Source organism: Pseudomonas sp. GV047, from assembly GCF_003058245.1.
GTDB classification, from domain to species: domain Bacteria; phylum Pseudomonadota; class Gammaproteobacteria; order Pseudomonadales; family Pseudomonadaceae; genus Aquipseudomonas; species Aquipseudomonas marginalis.
The window spans coordinates 57,267-76,129 of record NZ_QCWA01000003.1; the positions used below are offsets into that span (position 1 = coordinate 57,267).

The following is an 18,863-nucleotide window of genomic DNA, read 5'->3' on the forward strand; positions in this document are numbered from 1 at the left end:
AGTCTAAAGAATGAAAATGACGATTTGCCTGTAAGCAAGGTAGACCCCACTCGCAGGACAGAGTTTAGACACAGGTTGGGAAGAGGCTCTCAGCCGCCGGACTTCTTGGCCTTGTAACCCAGCCTGATCAGCTCGGCCAACAGCAGTTCGACGTGATCGCCCTGGATCTCGATGACACCGTCTTTCAACGCGCCACCGGTGCCACAGCGCTTTTTCAGCGTGGTGGCCAGTGCCTTGAGCGGCTCTTCGGCCAACGGCACGCCGGTGATGGTGGTCACCGTCTTGCCGCCACGGCCTTTGCTTTCGCGGCGCACGCGGGCAATACCGTCGCCTTCGGGGATCAGGGTCTGTTTGCAGGTACACGAATCCACGGGCTGACGACAGTCCGGGCAGTGTCGACCTGCGTCGGTGGAAAATACCAGGCCGCCGAGGGCGGCGAAGGATGCGGCTTTTTTGGCCACCGGCAATCCTCTCGGGAGGACAAAGACTGATCGGCCTCCGCTAAGGAACGACCGACCGCGAAGCCCCACTCAGGCAGGGGCAGCGCTACCGACCCGCCAAGGCGGTTCGGGTGAAAAGTCGCGCAGTGTAACGGCAAAAAGCCCACTTGCTAAGAGCCAAATGGCGCCAATTTATGCAGCTTTAGCGACGTGAGGCCAGATAGCGCCGCAAGCCCTCCTGGGCGTCCGGGCAGTAAGGCTTGTGCTCGGCTTCCTGCAGGACCGTTTCCACGGGCAAAAAGCGCGCTTCCATGACTTCTTCAGGCTGCAGGCGCAATGGCCCATCCCAGGTCGCCGAGTAGGATTTGCACCAGAGCCGGCTGTTGCCATCCTCAAAGTAGAAATGGTCATGCTCGGTCAGTTCCACCCCGCCGACACCCAGTTCCTCTTCCAGCTCGCGGGCCGCCGATAACGCGTAGGACTCGCCCGCCGCGACCATCCCGCCCGCCGCCGTATCCCAGAAACCCGGGTACAGGGCCTTGCTCAGGGTGCGCCGATGCACGCACAGCTCACCCTTGGAATTGAACAGGAAGATAAAGGTGCAACGGCCGATCAGGCCGCGCTGGCGCAAATCGGACCTGACGAGGTGGCCGAGCAGGTTGTCCCGCTCGTCGACCCAGCAGATCAGTTCGGCATCAGAGGCCGCACGGTGCGCGGCCTCGTTTTGAGCTGTGTCCATCATCAACCCTGGTTGAGCAGTTGACGCAAATCGATCACCGCCGCGTTGGCCCGGGAAATGTAGTTGGCCATGACCAGCGAATGGTTAGCCAACACGCCGAAACCGCTGCCGTTGAGGATCATCGGGCTCCAGACCGGCTCTTGCGAAGCCTCCAGCTCACGAATGATCTGGCGCACGCTGACGGTGGCGTTTTTCTTGGCCAGCACGTCGGCAAAGTCGACTTCGATGGCACGCAACAGGTGGGACAGCGCCCAGGCCTGGCCACGGGCCTCGTAGAACACGTTATCGATCTGCATCCATGGGGTTTCCACCACTTCTTCGTCGACCTGCGGCACTTCACCTGGCGCCAGGGCCTCGGTTTTCAGTGCGGTGTTCAATTTGACCCGACCCACGCTGGCCGACAGGCGTTGCGACAGCGAGCCCAGGCGGGTCGCCACATCGCCCAGCCAGTTGTTCAGGTTGTCGGCACGGGCATAGAACAAGGCGCCACGCTGATTCGGGTCGGACAGGCGCGCTTCATAGCGGTTCAGGGAGTTGATGCCTTCCTGGTACTCCGACTCACTGGACGGCAGCACCCAGCTCTTGTTGTCGAAGTTGAAACGCGGCTCGGCCTTGGCCAGATCGGCGTCTTCGGCCGACTGCGACTGGGAGCGGGCGAAGTCTTTACGCAAGGCGCGGGTCAGGTCGCGCACCTGCACCAGCACGCCGTATTCCCAGCTGGGCATGTTGTCCATCCACAGGCCCGGCGGGAAACGGTCGTTGGAAATATAGCCACCGGGCTTGTTCAGCAACGTGCCGACTACGGTCTTGAGGGTTTCGACGGTGGTATAGCCCACCACCATCTGCTTGCCTTCCTTCTCGGCGGCAAGCTGCGCATTCTGCTGGACCGGGAACAGCGCCGGCTCTTCGCTCCAGTACCAGCCCAGGGCGCCGGTGACCAACAGATACAGGCCGAGCACGCTGAGCACGGCTCGGCTCATCAGCAGGGTACGAAAATAGCTGCGGTTGGCCGACTTGGGCTCAGGGGCAGGGCCTTTGGCACTGCCCGCACGGTTTTTCCAGTCCAGCATGGCGATATCCTTTCAATCACTTGAGTTCATGCACTTGAATTGAGGGCGTGCGTTCAAACACTCCGACCACAACCCTACCCCATCGTGCCCGCCCATGCGGGGCTTTTCACCAAACGTGCATACGGCAGGCATTCGACTATAAAGGATGCACGCTTTTTAAGCTGCGCGACCGTCAGGTCACCAACTGAATATCAGGGACACGCAGTTAATTGACATATGACACTCATCCCATTGGAAAGAGGTGCTAGCATAGAGCCATCAGTTCGACCTCAGCATGCACCCTCACTAGTAGTCAGGATATGACCGAGCCAGAAGACCCCAGCCGTGAGCGTCTCAAGCAGCATTTTGCCCAGCGGGTAATTCATCAGGCACGTCAAATTCTTGAGATCTGGCAGCGCCTGCAACGCAGCGAATGGTCAGGCGCCGACCTCTCCGAACTCAGCGAGGCCAACCTGCGCCTGCAGCGCTTTGCCGAGCGCTTCGAACAACCCGAACACGGCCAACTGGCCCGGCACATCGGCGAATCGCTCAAGGCCGTCGACGAAAACCGCGGGCGCCTGAGCAGCCACCTGATCACCGAACTCAACCGCTTGATGCAGCGCCTGTCCCGCACCGGCCTGCGCCAGGGCGACCAGCTGGAACAAACCTTCCTGCCGCCGATGCGCAAGCCGATCTACGTGATGCTGGCCGATCATGACCGCGCCGAGCGCCTGGCCAAGCAGCTGGAATTCTTTGGCATGAGCGCCCAATCCCTGGACAGCGTCGCGGCGTTTCGCGCGTCCCTGGCCGAGCGCCTGCCGTCAGCGATCGTGATGGACGTGGATTTCTGCGGCACCGGCCTGGGCCTCAAGCTCGCCGCCGAAGCCCAGGAAGGCCTGGAGCATAAGCTGCCGCTGTTGTTTTTCAGCCTGCACGAAACCGACACCCCCACTCGCCTCGCCGCCGTGCGCGCCGGCGGCCAGGAATTCCTCACCGGCACGCTGGAAGCCTCCAGCCTGCTGGAAAAGATCGAAGTGCTGACCTGCGTCGCCCAGTACGAACCGTACAAAGTGCTGATCATCGATGACTCGCGGGCCCAGGCGCTGCACACCGAGCGTCTGCTCAACAGTGCCGGCATCGTCACCCGTACCTTGATCGAACCGATCCAGGCCATGGCCGAACTGGCAGACTTCCAGCCCGACCTGATCATCCTCGACATGTACATGCCGGCCTGTACCGGCACCGAACTGGCCAAGGTCATTCGCCACAATGACCGTTACGTCAGTGTGCCGATCATCTACCTGTCGGCCGAAGACGACCTGGACAAGCAGCTGGACGCCATGAGCGAAGGCGGCGACGACTTCCTCACCAAACCGATCAAGCCGCGCCACCTGATCACCACGGTGCGCAACCGCGCCGCCCGTGCGCGCAACCTCAAGGCGCGGATGGTGCGCGACAGCCTGACCGGGTTGTACAACCACACCCATATCCTGCAATTGCTTGAAGACTGCAGTTTCCGCGCGCGCCGCGAGAACAAACCGTTGAGCTTTGCCATGCTCGACATCGATCACTTCAAGCGGGTCAATGACAGCCATGGCCACCCCATGGGCGACCGCGTGATCAAGAGCCTGGCGCTGTTTCTCAAGCAACGCCTGCGCAAGACCGATTACATCGGCCGCTACGGCGGTGAAGAATTCGCCATCGTGATGCCCGACACCGACCTGGACTCGGCCTGCAAGGTACTGGATGAAATTCGTGGGCGCTTTGCCGAGATTCACTACCCGGCGCAGCCGCAGGATTTGTGGTGCACCTTCAGCGCCGGGGTGGTGGAGCTGTGTGACGGCTCCGACAGCCTGATGATGGCCGCCCAGGCCGACGAGGCGCTGTACCGCGCCAAGGACGCCGGGCGTAACCGCGTGCAAGCGGCACGCACGTCAAAGCAAAGTGCCACCTTTTCACCAGAATCCACTGATTCCGTCATAACCCTGTAATGAAAACGCAATAACTTCAGGCACTTACCTTTTGCTGTCGGTTGATACCCCGCATGCGCCTGAAGCTGCTGACCAATCTCAATACCCTCCTGCTGGTGGCCGTGTGCCTGGCACTTGGAGCGACGCTGTGGTGGTCGCAACGAGCGCTGGAACGGCCTTATTTGCTGATGGAACGCTACCTCGGTCTGTCACAGGCCTTCCAGAACCAGGCCGCGCGCAATATCGACGACTACCTGGGCAGCGGTGATGCATTGCGCTTGAGCAGCGCCAGCCAGAGCCTGGAAAGCCTGTTGCAGCACCTGGATGAACTGCCCGCCGACCTCGCACAGAACCTGCGCCCCAGCCTTGTGGACCTGGACACCTTCAGCAAGACCGACCTGCTGGCGGCCGGTAAGTTGGCCGGCGACCCGCAAGCCTTGTTGCTGCAAGCCGAGCGGGAGCTGGGCGCCAACCTGGAGCAGTTGAGCCAATACGCTATGGGCGTCAACAGCGCCGAAGCCGCGCGCTACCTGCCACCGCTGCTGGCGGCCTCACTGCACCTGGACAAGCTGTCCCTGGCCCGCGACAAACTGGTGAGCAGCGGCCGCGCGGAACTGGCGGACGATGTGGAACGCGAAGTCGGCAATATGCGCAGCCAGGCCGACCTGCTGGAGCAACTGCCATTACTCGGGGTAAAGGCCAGCGCAGAATCCAACACCGATGACTTTTCGGCCTTGATGGGCCTGGAAAACAGCACAAAAGCCGAAGCCCAGGACACCGGCGTCGACCTCAAGCGCGAACTCAACGGCCTGCTGGCCCGCTACCCCGCCGAACTCCAGCGCACCCGCACGCAGATCCAGCAGCGTGCCGACCTGGCCGCCGCCACCCACTTGAAAATCGCCGCCGTTCAGCAGGCCATCGCCGGCCTGGAGCCGGTGGTGCGTGCGCAACACGGCAAGATCCAGGGCGAAGTGCGCCTGATGCAAGGCGTGATGATCGGCCTGATTCTGCTGATCGCCCTGTTGATCGACACCCTGCAGCGGCGCCTGGCGCGGGTGCTGACCAACCTGGCCCCGGCCTTGTCGATCTGGGGCGAGGGCAACTTCAGCCAACCGATCACCTTGGGCAAGACCAACCGCGAACTACGCGACATCGAAGCGTCCCTCAACCGTTTACGCGCCTACCTGGTGGATCTGGTGGGTACCATCCGTGGCAATGCCGAAGAAGTGGCCGGCAGCAGCCGCGCCCTGGCCGAGCTGAGCAGTGGCCTGCACGACGGCGCCGAACGCCAGGCCGGGGATACTGCGCAGATTCGTGATTCCCTGGGCGAACTGGAAGCCACCATCCAGCAAGTCGCCGGTGATGCCAGCCAGGCGGCCGGCGCCAGTCGCAGCGCGGGCCAGGCGGTCGAGCAAGGCCAGCGCGTGATCGGCCTGAGCCTGACCGGCCTGCACGCGCTGGTGGGTGAAGTGCAGCAAAATGCGCAGATGATCGAGAAACTTGCCGAGGAGTCCGCCACCATTGGCGGCGTATTGACCGTGATTCGCTCGATTGCCGACCAGACCAACCTGCTGGCGCTCAACGCTGCCATCGAAGCCGCACGCGCCGGTGAAGCCGGACGCGGTTTTGCCGTGGTCGCCGACGAAGTGCGCACCCTGGCCCAACGCACCGCTGGCGCCACCGCCGAAATCCAGGGCCTGATCACCGGCCTGCAAACCGCTGCGCACCAATCGGTGCAGGGCATGCGCGCCCAGGTTGAACACGCCGAGGCTACCGCCCAGCAAGCCCAGGCGGCGGATGGCGCGCTGGATGAAATCGTCGGCGCGATCCAGACCATTTCCGACACCGCCGTGCGGATTGCCGATGTAACGGCGCAGCAAAGTGGCGCCGTGAGTGAGATTCGCGACAACAGCGAGCGGATTCATCAGTTGGGTGAGGATAATTTGCTGCGCATCGGCCAGGGCCGCAGCCAGGGTGAGCATTTGCTGGTGCTGGGTGGGCAGCTCAATACGGCTGTGCAGGCGTTCCGTGTCTGACCCGCCCCATGAAGATCCAAAATCAAATGAAGATCAAAATGTGGGAGGGGGCTTGCCCCCGATAGCGGTGGATCAGTTACAGATGTCGATACTGACACACTGCAATCGGGAGCAAGCCCCCTCCCACATTTGATCTCCACAGTATTCAAGGGCGTATTACCAATGACCGGATCCCAGCCACCAGTCACAAATTTTGCGCAATCCTCGCTAATCGTGCCGCCTACTGCATAGAACTGGACAGTCACAAAGGCTTTGCGGCATAGTCGCCGGGTTCTGCCTTGCCCACATCAATAACAAGGAACAGCCGATGGCGACCTTACTGGTTCTTCACGGACCCAACCTGAACCTGCTCGGCACCCGTGAACCGGGCGTCTACGGGGCAGTGACCCTCGATCAGATCAACCTTGACCTGGAACGACGGGCACGTGAAGCCGGCCACCATTTGCTCTACCTGCAAAGCAATGCCGAGTATGAATTGATTGATCGCATCCATGCTGCCCGTGGCGAAGGCGTGGACTTTATCCTGATCAATCCCGCCGCTTTTACGCACACAAGTGTTGCATTACGTGACGCGCTGCTGGCGGTGAGCATCCCATTCATCGAAGTGCATTTATCGAACGTGCACAAACGCGAACCTTTCCGCCATCACTCCTACTTCTCCGACGTTGCGGTAGGAGTGATCTGCGGCCTTGGCGCCAGCGGTTACCGACTGGCCCTGGAGGCCGCCCTGGAACAGCTTGAAGAACAGGCCAAGCGCCCCTGACCGACCCTTGGGAGTTGATGATTCATGGATATCCGTAAAGTTAAGAAACTGATCGAACTGCTGGAAGAATCCGGTATCGACGAGCTGGAAATCAAGGAAGGCGAAGAGTCCGTACGGATCAGCCGCCACAGCAAGACCCCGGCCCAACAGTTCTACGCACCACAGATGCAGGCACCGGCACCGGCTGCTGCTCCGGCCGCCGCGCCTGCTGCTGCCGCCGCACCTGCCGCACCGGCAGCCCCTGCGCTGAACGGTTTCGTGGTCAAGTCGCCAATGGTCGGTACGTTCTACCGCACCCCGGCACCGACCTCGCCAGCCTTCGTTGAAGTGGGCAAGACCGTGAAAGTGGGCGACACCATCTGCATCGTTGAAGCGATGAAGATGATGAACCACATCACGGCCGAAAAAGCCGGCGTCATCGAATCCATCCTGGTAGAAAACGGTCAGCCGGTTGAGTACGACCAGCCGCTGTTCACCATCGTTTGAACCGCGGAGCGCCTTCGATGTTGAAACCTGCGAAGAAACTGCAAAAAGTCCTGATCGCCAACCGCGGCGAGATCGCGCTGCGTATCCTGCGCGCCTGTAAGGAAGAGGGCATCAAGACCGTCGCTGTTTACTCGACGGCCGATACCGAATTGATGCACGTGAAACTGGCGGACGAGAGCATCTGCATCGGCCCGCCACTGGCCACGAACTCGTACCTGAAAGTCTCGAACATCATCGCCGCCGCTGAAGTGACCGGCGCTGATGGCATCCACCCGGGCTACGGCTTCCTCGCGGAAAACGCCGATTTCGCCGAACAGGTGGAAAAATCCGGGTTTGCCTTCATCGGCCCGAAAGCCGAAACCATTCGCCTGATGGGCGACAAGGTCTCGGCCAAGGACGCCATGATCGCGGCCGGCGTGCCAACCGTTCCGGGCTCCGACGGCCCACTGCCTGAAGACGAGGAAACCGCACTGCGCATTGGTCGCGAAGTCGGCTACCCGGTGATCATCAAGGCCGCCGGTGGCGGTGGTGGTCGCGGCATGCGCGTGGTGCACAAGGAAGAAGAACTGATCGAAGCGGCCAAGCAGACTCGCTCCGAAGCGGCTGCCTGGTTCGGCAACCCGATGGTCTACCTGGAGAAGTACCTGACCAACCCACGTCACGTGGAAGTGCAGGTACTGTCCGACGGCCAGGGCCACGCCATCCACCTGGGCGACCGCGATTGCTCGCTGCAACGTCGTCACCAGAAGGTGTTGGAAGAAGCCCCGGCACCGGGCCTGGATGAAAAAGCGCGTCAGGAAGTCCTGGCTCGCTGCGTCAAGGCGTGCATCGACATCAACTACCGTGGCGCCGGTACCTTTGAGTTCCTCTACGAGAACGGCCGTTTCTACTTCATCGAGATGAACACTCGTGTGCAGGTAGAGCACCCGGTGTCGGAGATGGTCACCGGTATCGACATCGTCAAGGAGATGCTCAGCATCGCCGCCGGCAACGTGCTGTCCTTCACCCAGGACGACGTGAAGATCCACGGTCACTCCCTGGAGTGCCGGATCAACGCCGAAGACCCGAAGACCTTTATCCCAAGCCCTGGCCTGGTCAAGCATTTCCACGCGCCCGGCGGCAACGGCGTACGTGTGGATTCGCACCTGTACAGCGGTTACAAGGTTCCGTCCAACTACGACTCGCTGATCGGCAAGCTGATCACCTGGGGCGCGACCCGCGACGAGGCCATGGCCCGTATGCGCAATGCCCTGGACGAAATCGTGGTCGACGGCATCAAGACCAACATCCCGCTGCACCGGGACCTGGTTCGCGATGAAGGCTTCTGCGAGGGTGGTGTGAACATTCACTACCTGGAACACAAGCTGGCCAACCAGTAAGTGCTCCACCCAACAAAGCCGCCTTCGGGCGGCTTTGTTGTTTGTGGGCCCTCTACTTTTTTGAAGATGTACACCGTCAAAATGTGGGAGGGGGCTTGCCCCCGATGGCGGTGGATCAGTTACAGATGCTGAGACTGACACACTGCAATCGGGGGCAAGCCCCCTCCCACATTTGACCGGCGTGCAGTCAGTAGTGTCGTCTTCTGCCCGCCGCTCGCGTAAACTTGCGCGCTTTCGCAGCCTACCCCGCTGCACACTCATTTTTTTCAAAGGTGCCCGCCATGCCTTGGCTGCAAGTCCGTCTCGCCATCAGCCCAGAACAAGCCGAAACCTACGAAGACGCGTTCCTCGAAGTGGGCGCCGTCTCGGTGACCTTCATGGACGCCGAAGACCAGCCGATCTTCGAACCCGAGCTGAATACCACCCCGCTGTGGTCCCACACCCATCTGCTGGCCCTGTTCGAAGACGGCACCGACGCCGCCGCCGTACTGGCCCATATGGAATTGCTCACCGGCAGCCCGTTGCCCGAGCATCACAGCGAAATCATCGAAGACCAGGACTGGGAACGCAGCTGGATGGACAACTTCCAGCCGATGCGCTTCGGCCAGCGCCTGTGGATCGTGCCGAGCTGGCATGCCGCCCCGGAGCCGAACGCGGTCAACCTGCTGCTGGATCCGGGCCTGGCATTCGGCACCGGCACCCACCCCACCACCGCGTTGTGCCTGGAGTGGCTGGACGGCCAGGACCTGACGGACAGCCACGTGCTGGATTTCGGCTGCGGCTCGGGGATCCTGGCGATTGCCGCCCTGTTGCTGGGCGCCAAGGAAGCCGTGGGCACCGACATCGACGTGCAGGCCCTGGAAGCGTCCCGGGATAACGCCGGGCGCAACAACATTCCTGAAGGCAAATTCCCGCTCTACCTGCCGCAGGATTTGCCCCAGGTGCAGGCCGACGTGCTGGTCGCCAATATCCTCGCCGGCCCGCTGGTGTCCCTGGCGCCGCAACTGTCGAGCCTGGTCAAGCCGGGCGGGCGCCTGGCGCTGTCGGGCATCCTCGCCGAGCAGGGCGAAGATGTCGCCGCCGCCTACGCCAAGGATTTCGAGTTGGATCCGATCGCTAACCGTGATGGCTGGGTACGCATCAGCGGACGTCGGCGCTAGAATGAGCGCTTGCCTGAATCGGATGGCCGCATGACCGACAGTTTCGTCACCCAGTGCCCGCATTGCCAAACCCGCTTTCGCGTCAACCACGCCCAATTGAGCGTGGCTCGCGGCGTGGTTCGCTGCGGCTCGTGCCTGCAAGTCTTCAACGCTGCCCGCCAGCTGCTGGAGCAGCGCGCCCAGGCGCCTGCGCCGGAGCAGCCGACCACGATCGAGCCCGTGCGCGAAGCCGCGCCTGAGCCACAGCGGGCAATCAGCCAGAAGCAATGGAGCGCCGAAGAGCTGGACCTGGACAACCTGGACCTGGACCAGGAACTGGCCAAGCTGGAACGCCGCGAGATTCAGCACACACTGCCCGTGGGCGCGGAACGCCGCCAGCCCGGTGCCGACCGTCGGCAGAAAGAAGACGCCCTCAGCGCCAGCCGCGAAACCGTCAAGGCCGAAGAAGAAAAATGGGCCGCCAGCCTGTTCAGCGAACCGCCTGAAGAACGCGCCTCCGCCGCCGAAGACGAACCTGAACCGACCAAAGCCACTGCGACCCGGCAGCGCACCGAGCCCTCCATGTCGTTGCACCTCGACGATGAGCCCGCGCTGCGCTCAACCCCGGAAGATGAACACATCGACCCTCCGTTCACGCCCCTGACAGCGGCAGCGGATGAAGCGGAGCCCGAAGAGCGCGCGCAACCCCGTCGCAAGCGCCCACGCCCCGAGGCCGGCGTCCATGACGACCTGCTCCAGGACCTGGAAGACGACCCTCTGCACCTGTACGCGCAAAAACGCCCGCAGGGCCTGGGCCGTCGCCTGATCTGGATGCTGCTGGTACTGATCGCCGCCGCCGGCCTGGCCGCGCAGTACATTGCCTATCAGTTCGACGATCTGGCCCGCCAGGACGCTTACCGCCCGTGGTTCCAGCAACTGTGCCCGACACTGGGCTGCACGGTGCCGTCGCGGGTCGATATCGCCCATATCAAGAGCAGTAACCTGGTGGTACGCAGCCACCCGGAGTTCGCCGGGGCGCTGGTGGTGGATGCGATCATCTATAACCGCGCGACGTTCTCCCAGCCCTTTCCGCTGCTGGAACTGCGTTTCGCCGACCTCAACGGCAACCTGATTGCCAGTCGTCGCTTCAAGCCCGCCGAATACCTGAGCGGCGAATTGGCCGGGGTGAGCGAAATGCCATCACAGACCCCGATCCATATCTCCCTGGATATCCTCGATCCGGGCAATAAAGCCGTGAATTACAGCCTGAGCTTCCACTCGCCCGAGTGAATCGGCCTACACACCGTCGCTTGACGGTGGAGTATTGACTGGGCCCCGCCCATCCAAACCGGCGGCGATAAAGAAATAACTGTTCAGATTTTATCCAATTCAGCCTTTATCCAGTCATCGAGAGCGGGTATCATGCCAACCCTTTTTCGAACTCTAATGATCCGGCCCCACAACAGGGAAGTCCTATGTCGGCGGTACGCATCGGCCCATATACATTGCAGAATGGCTTGATTCTCGCCCCGATGGCGGGCGTCACCGACCAGCCCTTTCGTCAGCTGTGCAAGCGTTTGGGCGCGGGTCTAGTAGTCTCGGAAATGGTCACCAGCGACATGAGCTTGTGGAACACCCGCAAATCGCGGATGCGCATGATCCACGAAGGTGATCCCGAGCCCCGCTCGGTCCAGATCGCCGGCGGTGATGCGCAGATGCTGGCGGATGCAGCCCGGGCCAACGTGGAGTTGGGCGCACAGATCATCGATATCAACATGGGCTGCCCGGCCAAGAAGGTCTGCAACAAGGCCGCCGGTTCCGCGCTGTTGAAAGATGAGCAGTTGGTTGCCGAGATCCTGCAGGCCGTTGTTGCCGCAGTGGATGTGCCGGTGACCCTGAAGATTCGTACCGGTTGGGACCGGGACAACAAGAACGGCCTGACGGTGGCGAAGATCGCCGAACAGGCAGGCATTACAGCGCTGGCGGTGCATGGTCGCACCCGCGCCGACCTTTACACCGGTGAAGCCGAGTACGACACCATCGCCGCGATCAAGCAGGCGGTGTCGATGCCGGTATTTGCCAATGGCGACATCGACTCGGCCGAAAAAGCCCGGCGCGTGCTGCACGCCACCGGTGCCGATGGTGTGTTGATTGGCCGGGCCGCCCAGGGGCGGCCGTGGATTTTTCGTGAGGTCGAGCATTTCCTGCGTACGGGTGAAGTCCTGCCGGCGCCGGAACTGGTCGAGGTGGAACGTATTCTGCTAGAGCATCTGGCTGCACTTCACACCTTCTATGGAGAGGTGATGGGCGTGCGTATTGCTCGCAAGCATGTGGGTTGGTATCTCGCAACCCTGCCAGGCGCCAGGGAGTTTCGCGCCGGGTTCAATCGTTTGGATGAAACGCAAGCACAGGTCACCGCCGTTCGTGAGTTTTTTGCCGAACGAGACAAGAGCCTGAGAGCAGGGGACGGAGAATGGGTGGCCGCATGACGATGATGACCGAGACTTTAGTGAGTGGAACAACACCCGTGAGCGACAACGTCAATTTGAAACAGCACCTCAACACGCCGAGCGAAGAAGGCCAGACCCTTCGCGGGAGTGTCGAGAAGGCGCTGCATAATTATTTCGCCCACCTTGAGGGCGCTTCCGTCACGGACGTGTACAACCTGGTGCTCTCCGAAGTCGAGGCGCCCCTGCTCGAAAGCGTGATGAACTACGTCAAGGGCAACCAGACCAAAGCCAGTGAGCTGCTGGGCCTCAACCGTGGCACCTTGCGCAAAAAGCTCAAGCAATACGATTTGCTGTAAGCATTCAATCAAACCAGAAAGGCGCCCGCGTAAAACCGGTCGCCTTTTTTGCTGACTCCTTTGCTTTTGATGGAAATTGAAATGACCGACCAGACTACCCGCCTGCCGATCCGCCGCGCCTTGATCAGTGTCTCCGACAAGACCGGGATCCTCGAATTTGCCCGGGAGCTGGAAGCCCTGGGCGTGGAAATCCTCTCCACGGGCGGGACCTTCAAGCTGCTGCGGGACAACGGCGTGGCCGCAGTGGAAGTGGCGGACTACACCGGTTTCGCAGAAATGATGGACGGTCGCGTCAAGACCCTGCACCCGAAAATCCACGGAGGCATCCTCGGCCGTCGCGGCATCGACGACGCCATCATGACCGAGCACGGCATCAAGCCGATCGACCTGGTGGCCGTCAACCTCTACCCGTTCGAAGCCACCATCAACAAGCCGGGCTGCGACCTGCCGACCGCCATCGAAAACATCGATATCGGCGGCCCGACCATGGTTCGCTCGGCGGCCAAGAACCACAAAGACGTGGCCATCGTGGTCAACGCCAGCGACTACGCCCACGTGCTGGAAAGCCTGAAAGCCGGCGGCCTGACCTACGCCCAGCGGTTCGACCTGATGCTCAAGGCGTTCGAACACACCGCCGCCTATGACGGCATGATCGCCAACTACATGGGCACCGTGAACCAGGCCGCCGACACCCTGAGCACAGAAGGCCGCAGCCAGTTCCCGCGCACCTTCAACAGCCAGTTCATCAAGGCCCAGGAAATGCGCTACGGCGAGAACCCGCACCAGAGCGCGGCGTTCTACGTGGAAGCCAAGCCTGCCGAAGTGGGCATCGCCACTGCGACCCAACTGCAAGGCAAAGAACTGTCCTACAACAACGTGGCCGACACCGACGCCGCTCTGGAATGCGTGAAGAGCTTCGTCAAGCCGGCCTGCGTGATCGTCAAGCACGCCAACCCGTGCGGCGTGGCCGTGAGCCCGGACGCTGAAGGTGGCATTCGCCAGGCGTACGAACTGGCCTACGCCACCGACACCGAATCCGCGTTCGGCGGCATCATCGCGTTCAACCGTGAACTGGATGCAGAGACGGCCAAGGCCATCGTCGAGCGTCAGTTCGTCGAAGTGATCATCGCCCCTTCCGTGAGCGAAGAAGCCCGCGCCATCGTGGCGGCCAAAGCCAACGTGCGCCTGCTGGCCTGCGGCGAGTGGTCGGCTGAACGTGCCGCTGCCTGGGACTACAAGCGCGTCAACGGCGGCCTGCTGGTACAGAGCCGCGACATCGGCATGATCGGCAGCGCAGACCTCAAGGTAGTGACCAAGCGCGCCCCGACCGAGCAAGAGATCAACGACCTGATCTTCGCCTGGAAAGTGGCCAAGTACGTTAAATCCAACGCCATCGTCTACGCCAAGAACCGCCAGACCATCGGTGTCGGCGCTGGCCAGATGAGCCGCGTGAACTCGGCGCGTATCGCCGCGATCAAGGCCGAGCACGCCGGTTTGCAGGTGGCCGGCTCGGTGATGGCATCGGATGCATTCTTCCCGTTCCGTGATGGCCTGGACAACGCCGCGAAAGCCGGCGTGACTGCCGTGATCCAACCGGGCGGCTCGATGCGTGATGCCGAGGTGATCGCCGCTGCCGATGAAGCCGGCATTGCCATGGTCTTCACCGGCATGCGCCACTTCCGTCACTGATCCAACTCGAGCGAAATGTGGCAGCCGGTTTTGTGGCGAGGGAGCTTGCTCCCGCTGGGGTGCGAAGCGCCCCCAAAAGCGGGCTCCAGCTGCGCTGTCGAACGGGAGCAAGCGCCCTCGCCACAAGAGTCCGGCTCCACATTAAAGCGCTCGTGCAGCGCCTACAGAATTTGAGGTTTTTGAAATGAATGTTTTGATCATTGGCAGCGGTGGCCGTGAACACGCCCTGGCCTGGAAAGTTGCCCAGGACCCACGGGTCCAGAAAGTCTTCGTCGCCCCCGGCAACGCCGGTACCGCCATCGAAGCCAAGTGCGAAAACGTCGCCATCGACGTACTGGCCCTTGAGCAACTGGCCGACTTCGCCGAGAAAAACGTCTCCCTGACCATCGTCGGTCCGGAAGTGCCATTGGTTGCCGGTGTCGTAGACCTGTTCCGCAGCCGCGGCCTGGATTGCTTCGGCCCAACCGCCGGCGCGGCCCAGCTGGAAGGCTCGAAAGCCTTCACCAAGGATTTCCTGGCGCGCCACAAGATCCCGACGGCCGACTACCAGAACTTCACCGAGATCGAGCCCGCCCTGGCCTACCTGCGTGAAAAAGGTGCGCCGATCGTGATCAAGGCCGACGGCCTGGCCGCCGGTAAAGGCGTGATCGTCGCCATGACCCTGCAGGAAGCCGAAGACGCCGTGCGTGACATGCTCGCCGGTAACGCCTTTGGTGACGCGGGTTCGCGCGTCGTCATCGAGGAATTCCTCGACGGCGAAGAAGCCAGCTTTATCGTGATGGTCGACGGCAAGAACGTGCTGCCGATGGCCACCAGCCAGGACCACAAACGCGTCGGCGACGCCGACACTGGCCCGAACACCGGCGGCATGGGTGCCTACTCCCCTGCCCCGGTGGTGACCGCCGAGGTGCACCAGCGCGTGATGGACCTGGTGATCTGGCCGACCGTGCGTGGCATGGCCGATGAAGGCAATGTGTACACCGGTTTCCTCTACGCCGGCCTGATGATCGACAAAGCCGGCAACCCGAAAGTCATCGAGTTCAACTGCCGCTTCGGCGACCCGGAAACCCAACCGGTGATGCTGCGCCTGCAATCGAGCCTGGTGCTGCTGGTGGAAGCCGCGCTGGCCCAGGCCCTGGACAAGGTTGAAGCGCAGTGGGATCCACGTCCGAGCGTCGGCATTGTGCTGGCCGCCGGTGGTTACCCGGCCGACTACGCCAAGGGCGATGTGATTGAAGGCCTGGACGCGGCTGCTACCCTGGAAGGCAAGGTGTTCCATGCGGGCACCGCGCTCAAGGACGGCAAGGTCGTGACCGCCGGAGGCCGTGTGCTGTGCGCCACCGCCATGGGTGCCAGCGTCGACGCCGCACAGCAACAGGCGTACAAGCTGGCTGCAAAAATCGACTGGAAAGGCTGCTTCTACCGCACGGACATCGGCTACCGCGCCATTGCCCGTGAACGTGGCGAAAGCCTGTAACGCTAGCTATCCGTTCGGTTAGGCAAGGGCTTCTGGCCCTTGCCGTATACAGGCCTCCCCGCGCATAGTTAACCGTGCATCAACCTACGAAGGGATTTCGCCGTGCGCTGGCTCAGGATCGCCATAGGTTTCACTGTCAGTCTGCTGACGCTGCTCTGCCTGTTCCCGGCCCAGGCCGCCGCGCAAGGCAGTGGCTGGGCAGTATTGCTTGATGAACAGGCCGACCTGCAGCTGAGCGACATCCGCTCCTCGCGCTACACCAATCAATTCAGCCCCATCGAACTGGACCGCATTACCGCCGCGGAACCGGACGGTGCGTTGTGGGTACGTTTCAAGCTGCAACCCGGCAAGCACGAGCAGGTGCTGCGGGTATTCGCCCCGGACCTGGCGCACCTGAGCCTCTATGTGCTGGACGGCGACACCCTGATCGAGCAACAAAGCAGCGGTAACCGCCAGCCCCAGGCGGAACGCCCGCTGCCCAGCAACGATTTCATGCTGCCGATGCCCCAGAGCCAACAGACCCTCGACGTCTACCTGCGCCTGGTTTCCGAGCACGAACTGCGCCCCTATATCACCCTGGAACCGGCCGTGCTGGCCGCCGCCGACCAGACCCAGACATTGATCTACGGCCTGCTGTTCGGCTGCCTGCTGATGCTGATCCTGCACAACCTCACGCGCTTCGCTTACCACCGCTCGCGCAGCAGCCTGTGGCTGGCGGCCTGCGAACTGCTGCTGATGCTCAGCCTGGCGCTGCTGCTCAACCTGGTAGGCCCATGGCTGCCGAACTGGCACGCGGTCCAGACCCCGGGCGCCTACCTGGCCCTGCTGCTGACCGCGCCCTGCGGGCTGATGTTTGCCTATCGCTTCTTCATGCCCCTGGGTCCGCACCCGCTGAACAAGCTGTTGATGGCCGACATCCTGTTTATCGTGCTGTGCGGCCTGCTGCTGTTGTTCGTCAGTACCCTGCCGCTGAACATCATCACCTACGCGCTGGTGGCCCTGGCGGGCCTGAGCATGCTGTTTGTCTCGGCGTATCACTGGCAGAAGGGCTATCGCCCGGCGCGCTTGTTCGTGGCGGGCATGGTGGTGTTCAACATTGGTACGCTGATCATTCTCCCGGCGTTGCTGGGGCTGACGATGGTGTCGCCCCAGGGTTTGATCGTCACATTGCTGGCCTTCATCTGCCTGAGCGGCCTGTTGATGAGCCTGGCCCTGGGCGAGCGCCAGCGTGCGATTGTCGAGGCCCGCTTCAGCCTCAGCCGCGACCTGGCCGCCAGCAATGCCGAGATCGCCGCCAAGGCCGAATTCCTGGCCAAGATCAGCCACGAAATCCGCACCCCCATGAACGGCGTGCTGGGCATGACCGAACTGCTGCTGGGCACGCCACTGTCGGTGAAGCAGCGCGACTACGTACAAACCATCCACAGCGCCGGTAACGAGCTGCTGACATTGATCAACGAGATCCTCGACATCTCCAAGCTCGAATCCGGGCAGATCGAGCTGGATGACGTGCAATTCGACCTCAATGCGCTGATCGAAGACTGCCTGAGCATCTTCCGCGCCAAGGCCGAGCAGCAGAACGTCGAGTTGATCAGCTTCATCCAGCCCCAGGTACCCCGCGTCATCAGCGGCGATCCGACCCGCCTGCGCCAGGCGCTGCTGAGCCTGCTGGAAAACGCCCTGCACAAAACCGACGAAGGCGAAGTGCTGATCGTCGTCGCCCTGGACGACCGCAGCACCAAGCCGCGCCTGCGCATTGCCGTGCAGGACAGCGGCCTGCCAATGGAAGCCGCTGAACGCGAGGCCCTGCTGCACAGCGAGCTGCACAGCAAGAACTTCCTCTCGGCCACCCGCTTGAGCGGCCACCTGGGCCTGGTGATCGCGCGCCAGTTGATCCTGTTGATGAACGGTGAGTTCGGCATCAAGAGCGGCAGCCATCAGGGCAGCACGCTATGGCTGACGCTGCCGCTGGACCCGGAACGCCTGGAACACCCCACCTCCGACCTCGACGGCCCGCTCAAAGGCGCGCGCGTGCTGGTGGTGGACGACAACGATACGTGCCGCAAAGTGCTGGTGCAGCAATGCTCGGCCTGGGGCCTGAATGTCAGCGCCGTGCCGTCGGGTAAAGAGGCCTTGGCGTTGCTGCGGACCAAGGCGCACCTGCGCGATTACTTCGATGTGGTGCTGCTGGACCAGAACATGCCCGGCATGACCGGCATGCAACTGGCGGCGAAGATCAAGGAAGACCCGAGCCTGAACCACGACATCCTGCTGATCATGCTCACCGGCATCAGCAATGCGCCGAGCAAGATCATCGCGCGTAACTGCGGGATCAAGCGCATCCTCGCCAAGCCGGTTGCCGGTTACACCCTCAAGACCACCCTGGCCGACGAGTTGACCCAACGCAGCAAAGGTGGCGTGCAGCCCCGTCCGCCCCTCAGCGTCCCGGCGGCGGTGACCGTGCCCAGCGACTTCAGGATCCTGGTGGCCGAAGACAACAGCATCTCCACCAAAGTGATTCGCGGCATGCTCGGCAAGCTCAACCTCGACCCGGATACCGCCAGCAACGGTGAGGAAGCCCTCGAGGCGATGAAGGCCCAGCGTTATGACCTGGTGTTGATGGACTGTGAGATGCCGGTTCTCGATGGTTTCTCGGCCACCCAGCAACTGCGGGCGTGGGAAGTCAGCCACCAGCGCATTCGTACCCCCGTGGTAGCGCTCACGGCGCATATCCTCTCGGAGCACAAAGAGCGCGCACGCCAGGCGGGGATGGACGGGCACATGGCCAAGCCGGTGGAGTTATCACAATTGCGTGAGTTGGTGGAGTTCTGGGTGGCGCAGCGTCAACAACGGCCTGAACACGCCCCGTCCTGACTTTAAATGCAATTCC

15 protein-coding genes are annotated in these 18,863 nt (G+C 62.2%); 12 read left to right on the plus strand and 3 right to left on the minus strand.

What is annotated here, in order from left to right:
- Window positions 1–89: 89 nt before the first annotated feature.
- The 3 genes from C8K58_RS08680 to C8K58_RS08690 all read right to left on the minus strand — a co-directional run bounded on the left by C8K58_RS08680 (window position 90) and on the right by C8K58_RS08690 (window position 2,159).
- Complete coding sequence (locus C8K58_RS08680; RefSeq protein ID WP_027607992.1) at window positions 90–461, minus strand: translation initiation factor Sui1; 372 nt, start codon at window positions 459–461, stop codon at window positions 90–92.
- 181 nt (window positions 462–642) lie between these two features.
- Window positions 643–1,179 (minus strand): NUDIX hydrolase, encoded by a 537-nt coding sequence (locus C8K58_RS08685; RefSeq protein WP_027607993.1) that lies wholly within the window; start codon window positions 1,177–1,179, stop codon window positions 643–645.
- Between the two features lie 2 nt (window positions 1,180–1,181).
- Window positions 1,182–2,159, minus strand: coding sequence for a DUF2333 family protein (locus C8K58_RS08690; RefSeq protein ID WP_370671257.1), 978 nt, complete (start codon window positions 2,157–2,159; stop codon window positions 1,182–1,184).
- Between the two features lie 389 nt (window positions 2,160–2,548).
- Here C8K58_RS08690 and C8K58_RS08695 point away from each other — a divergent pair, with 389 nt between their 5' ends.
- The 12 genes from C8K58_RS08695 to C8K58_RS08755 all read left to right on the plus strand — a co-directional run bounded on the left by C8K58_RS08695 (window position 2,549) and on the right by C8K58_RS08755 (window position 18,847).
- A complete protein-coding gene (locus tag C8K58_RS08695; protein ID WP_027607995.1) occupies window positions 2,549–4,219 on the plus strand; it encodes a PleD family two-component system response regulator in 1,671 nt (556 codons plus the stop codon).
- A 53-nt stretch (window positions 4,220–4,272) separates the two neighbouring features.
- Complete coding sequence (locus C8K58_RS08700; RefSeq protein ID WP_108573604.1) at window positions 4,273–6,234, plus strand: methyl-accepting chemotaxis protein; 1,962 nt, start codon at window positions 4,273–4,275, stop codon at window positions 6,232–6,234.
- Window positions 6,235–6,541: 307 nt separating this feature from the next.
- Complete coding sequence (gene aroQ / locus C8K58_RS08705) at window positions 6,542–6,997, plus strand: type II 3-dehydroquinate dehydratase (protein WP_003171482.1); 456 nt, start codon at window positions 6,542–6,544, stop codon at window positions 6,995–6,997.
- A gap of 24 nt (window positions 6,998–7,021) precedes the next feature.
- Window positions 7,022–7,483, plus strand: coding sequence for an acetyl-CoA carboxylase biotin carboxyl carrier protein (accB, locus tag C8K58_RS08710; protein WP_027607997.1), 462 nt, complete (start codon window positions 7,022–7,024; stop codon window positions 7,481–7,483).
- A 17-nt stretch (window positions 7,484–7,500) separates the two neighbouring features.
- On the plus strand, window positions 7,501–8,862 hold the full coding sequence (accC, locus tag C8K58_RS08715) for an acetyl-CoA carboxylase biotin carboxylase subunit (protein WP_027607998.1): 1,362 nt from the start codon (window positions 7,501–7,503) through the stop codon (window positions 8,860–8,862).
- A 281-nt stretch (window positions 8,863–9,143) separates the two neighbouring features.
- Entirely contained in the window at window positions 9,144–10,022 is an 879-nt protein-coding gene (gene prmA / locus C8K58_RS08720; protein WP_027607758.1) for a 50S ribosomal protein L11 methyltransferase, read from the plus strand.
- Between the two features lie 30 nt (window positions 10,023–10,052).
- The gene (locus tag C8K58_RS08725; protein ID WP_027607757.1) at window positions 10,053–11,291 is read left to right on the plus strand and encodes a DUF3426 domain-containing protein; all 1,239 of its coding nucleotides are present in this window, start codon (window positions 10,053–10,055) and stop codon (window positions 11,289–11,291) included.
- A gap of 185 nt (window positions 11,292–11,476) precedes the next feature.
- Window positions 11,477–12,490: a tRNA dihydrouridine synthase DusB gene (gene dusB / locus C8K58_RS08735; RefSeq protein ID WP_027607756.1), complete on the plus strand. Its 1,014-nt coding sequence runs from the start codon at window positions 11,477–11,479 to the stop codon at window positions 12,488–12,490.
- The gene (gene fis, locus C8K58_RS08740; protein ID WP_002555375.1) at window positions 12,487–12,807 is read left to right on the plus strand and encodes a DNA-binding transcriptional regulator Fis; all 321 of its coding nucleotides are present in this window, start codon (window positions 12,487–12,489) and stop codon (window positions 12,805–12,807) included. Before dusB ends, fis begins: the two co-directional genes overlap by 4 nt.
- A gap of 81 nt (window positions 12,808–12,888) precedes the next feature.
- Window positions 12,889–14,496, plus strand: coding sequence for a bifunctional phosphoribosylaminoimidazolecarboxamide formyltransferase/IMP cyclohydrolase (gene purH, locus C8K58_RS08745; protein WP_092358936.1), 1,608 nt, complete (start codon window positions 12,889–12,891; stop codon window positions 14,494–14,496).
- Between the two features lie 184 nt (window positions 14,497–14,680).
- Entirely contained in the window at window positions 14,681–15,973 is a 1,293-nt protein-coding gene (gene purD, locus C8K58_RS08750; RefSeq protein ID WP_027607754.1) for a phosphoribosylamine--glycine ligase, read from the plus strand.
- 102 nt (window positions 15,974–16,075) lie between these two features.
- Window positions 16,076–18,847 (plus strand): hybrid sensor histidine kinase/response regulator, encoded by a 2,772-nt coding sequence (locus C8K58_RS08755; RefSeq protein WP_027607753.1) that lies wholly within the window; start codon window positions 16,076–16,078, stop codon window positions 18,845–18,847.
- Window positions 18,848–18,863: the final 16 nt, after the last annotated feature.

What these genes read in the sequence shown, in the direction of transcription:
- fis (WP_002555375.1), top strand. Translation starts at nt 12,487, where the DNA reads ATGACGATGATGACCGAGACTTTAGTGAGTGGAACAACACCCGTGAGC.
- C8K58_RS08685 (WP_027607993.1), bottom strand. Translation starts at nt 1,179, where the DNA reads ATGGACACAGCTCAAAACGAGGCCGCGCACCGTGCGGCCTCTGATGCC.
- prmA (WP_027607758.1), top strand. Translation starts at nt 9,144, where the DNA reads ATGCCTTGGCTGCAAGTCCGTCTCGCCATCAGCCCAGAACAAGCCGAA.
- purD (WP_027607754.1), top strand. Translation starts at nt 14,681, where the DNA reads ATGAATGTTTTGATCATTGGCAGCGGTGGCCGTGAACACGCCCTGGCC.
- C8K58_RS08695 (WP_027607995.1), top strand. Translation starts at nt 2,549, where the DNA reads ATGACCGAGCCAGAAGACCCCAGCCGTGAGCGTCTCAAGCAGCATTTT.
- C8K58_RS08690 (WP_370671257.1), bottom strand. Translation starts at nt 2,159, where the DNA reads ATGAGCCGAGCCGTGCTCAGCGTGCTCGGCCTGTATCTGTTGGTCACC.
- C8K58_RS08725 (WP_027607757.1), top strand. Translation starts at nt 10,053, where the DNA reads ATGACCGACAGTTTCGTCACCCAGTGCCCGCATTGCCAAACCCGCTTT.
- accC (WP_027607998.1), top strand. Translation starts at nt 7,501, where the DNA reads ATGTTGAAACCTGCGAAGAAACTGCAAAAAGTCCTGATCGCCAACCGC.
- aroQ (WP_003171482.1), top strand. Translation starts at nt 6,542, where the DNA reads ATGGCGACCTTACTGGTTCTTCACGGACCCAACCTGAACCTGCTCGGC.
- dusB (WP_027607756.1), top strand. Translation starts at nt 11,477, where the DNA reads ATGTCGGCGGTACGCATCGGCCCATATACATTGCAGAATGGCTTGATT.
- C8K58_RS08700 (WP_108573604.1), top strand. Translation starts at nt 4,273, where the DNA reads ATGCGCCTGAAGCTGCTGACCAATCTCAATACCCTCCTGCTGGTGGCC.
- purH (WP_092358936.1), top strand. Translation starts at nt 12,889, where the DNA reads ATGACCGACCAGACTACCCGCCTGCCGATCCGCCGCGCCTTGATCAGT.
- accB (WP_027607997.1), top strand. Translation starts at nt 7,022, where the DNA reads ATGGATATCCGTAAAGTTAAGAAACTGATCGAACTGCTGGAAGAATCC.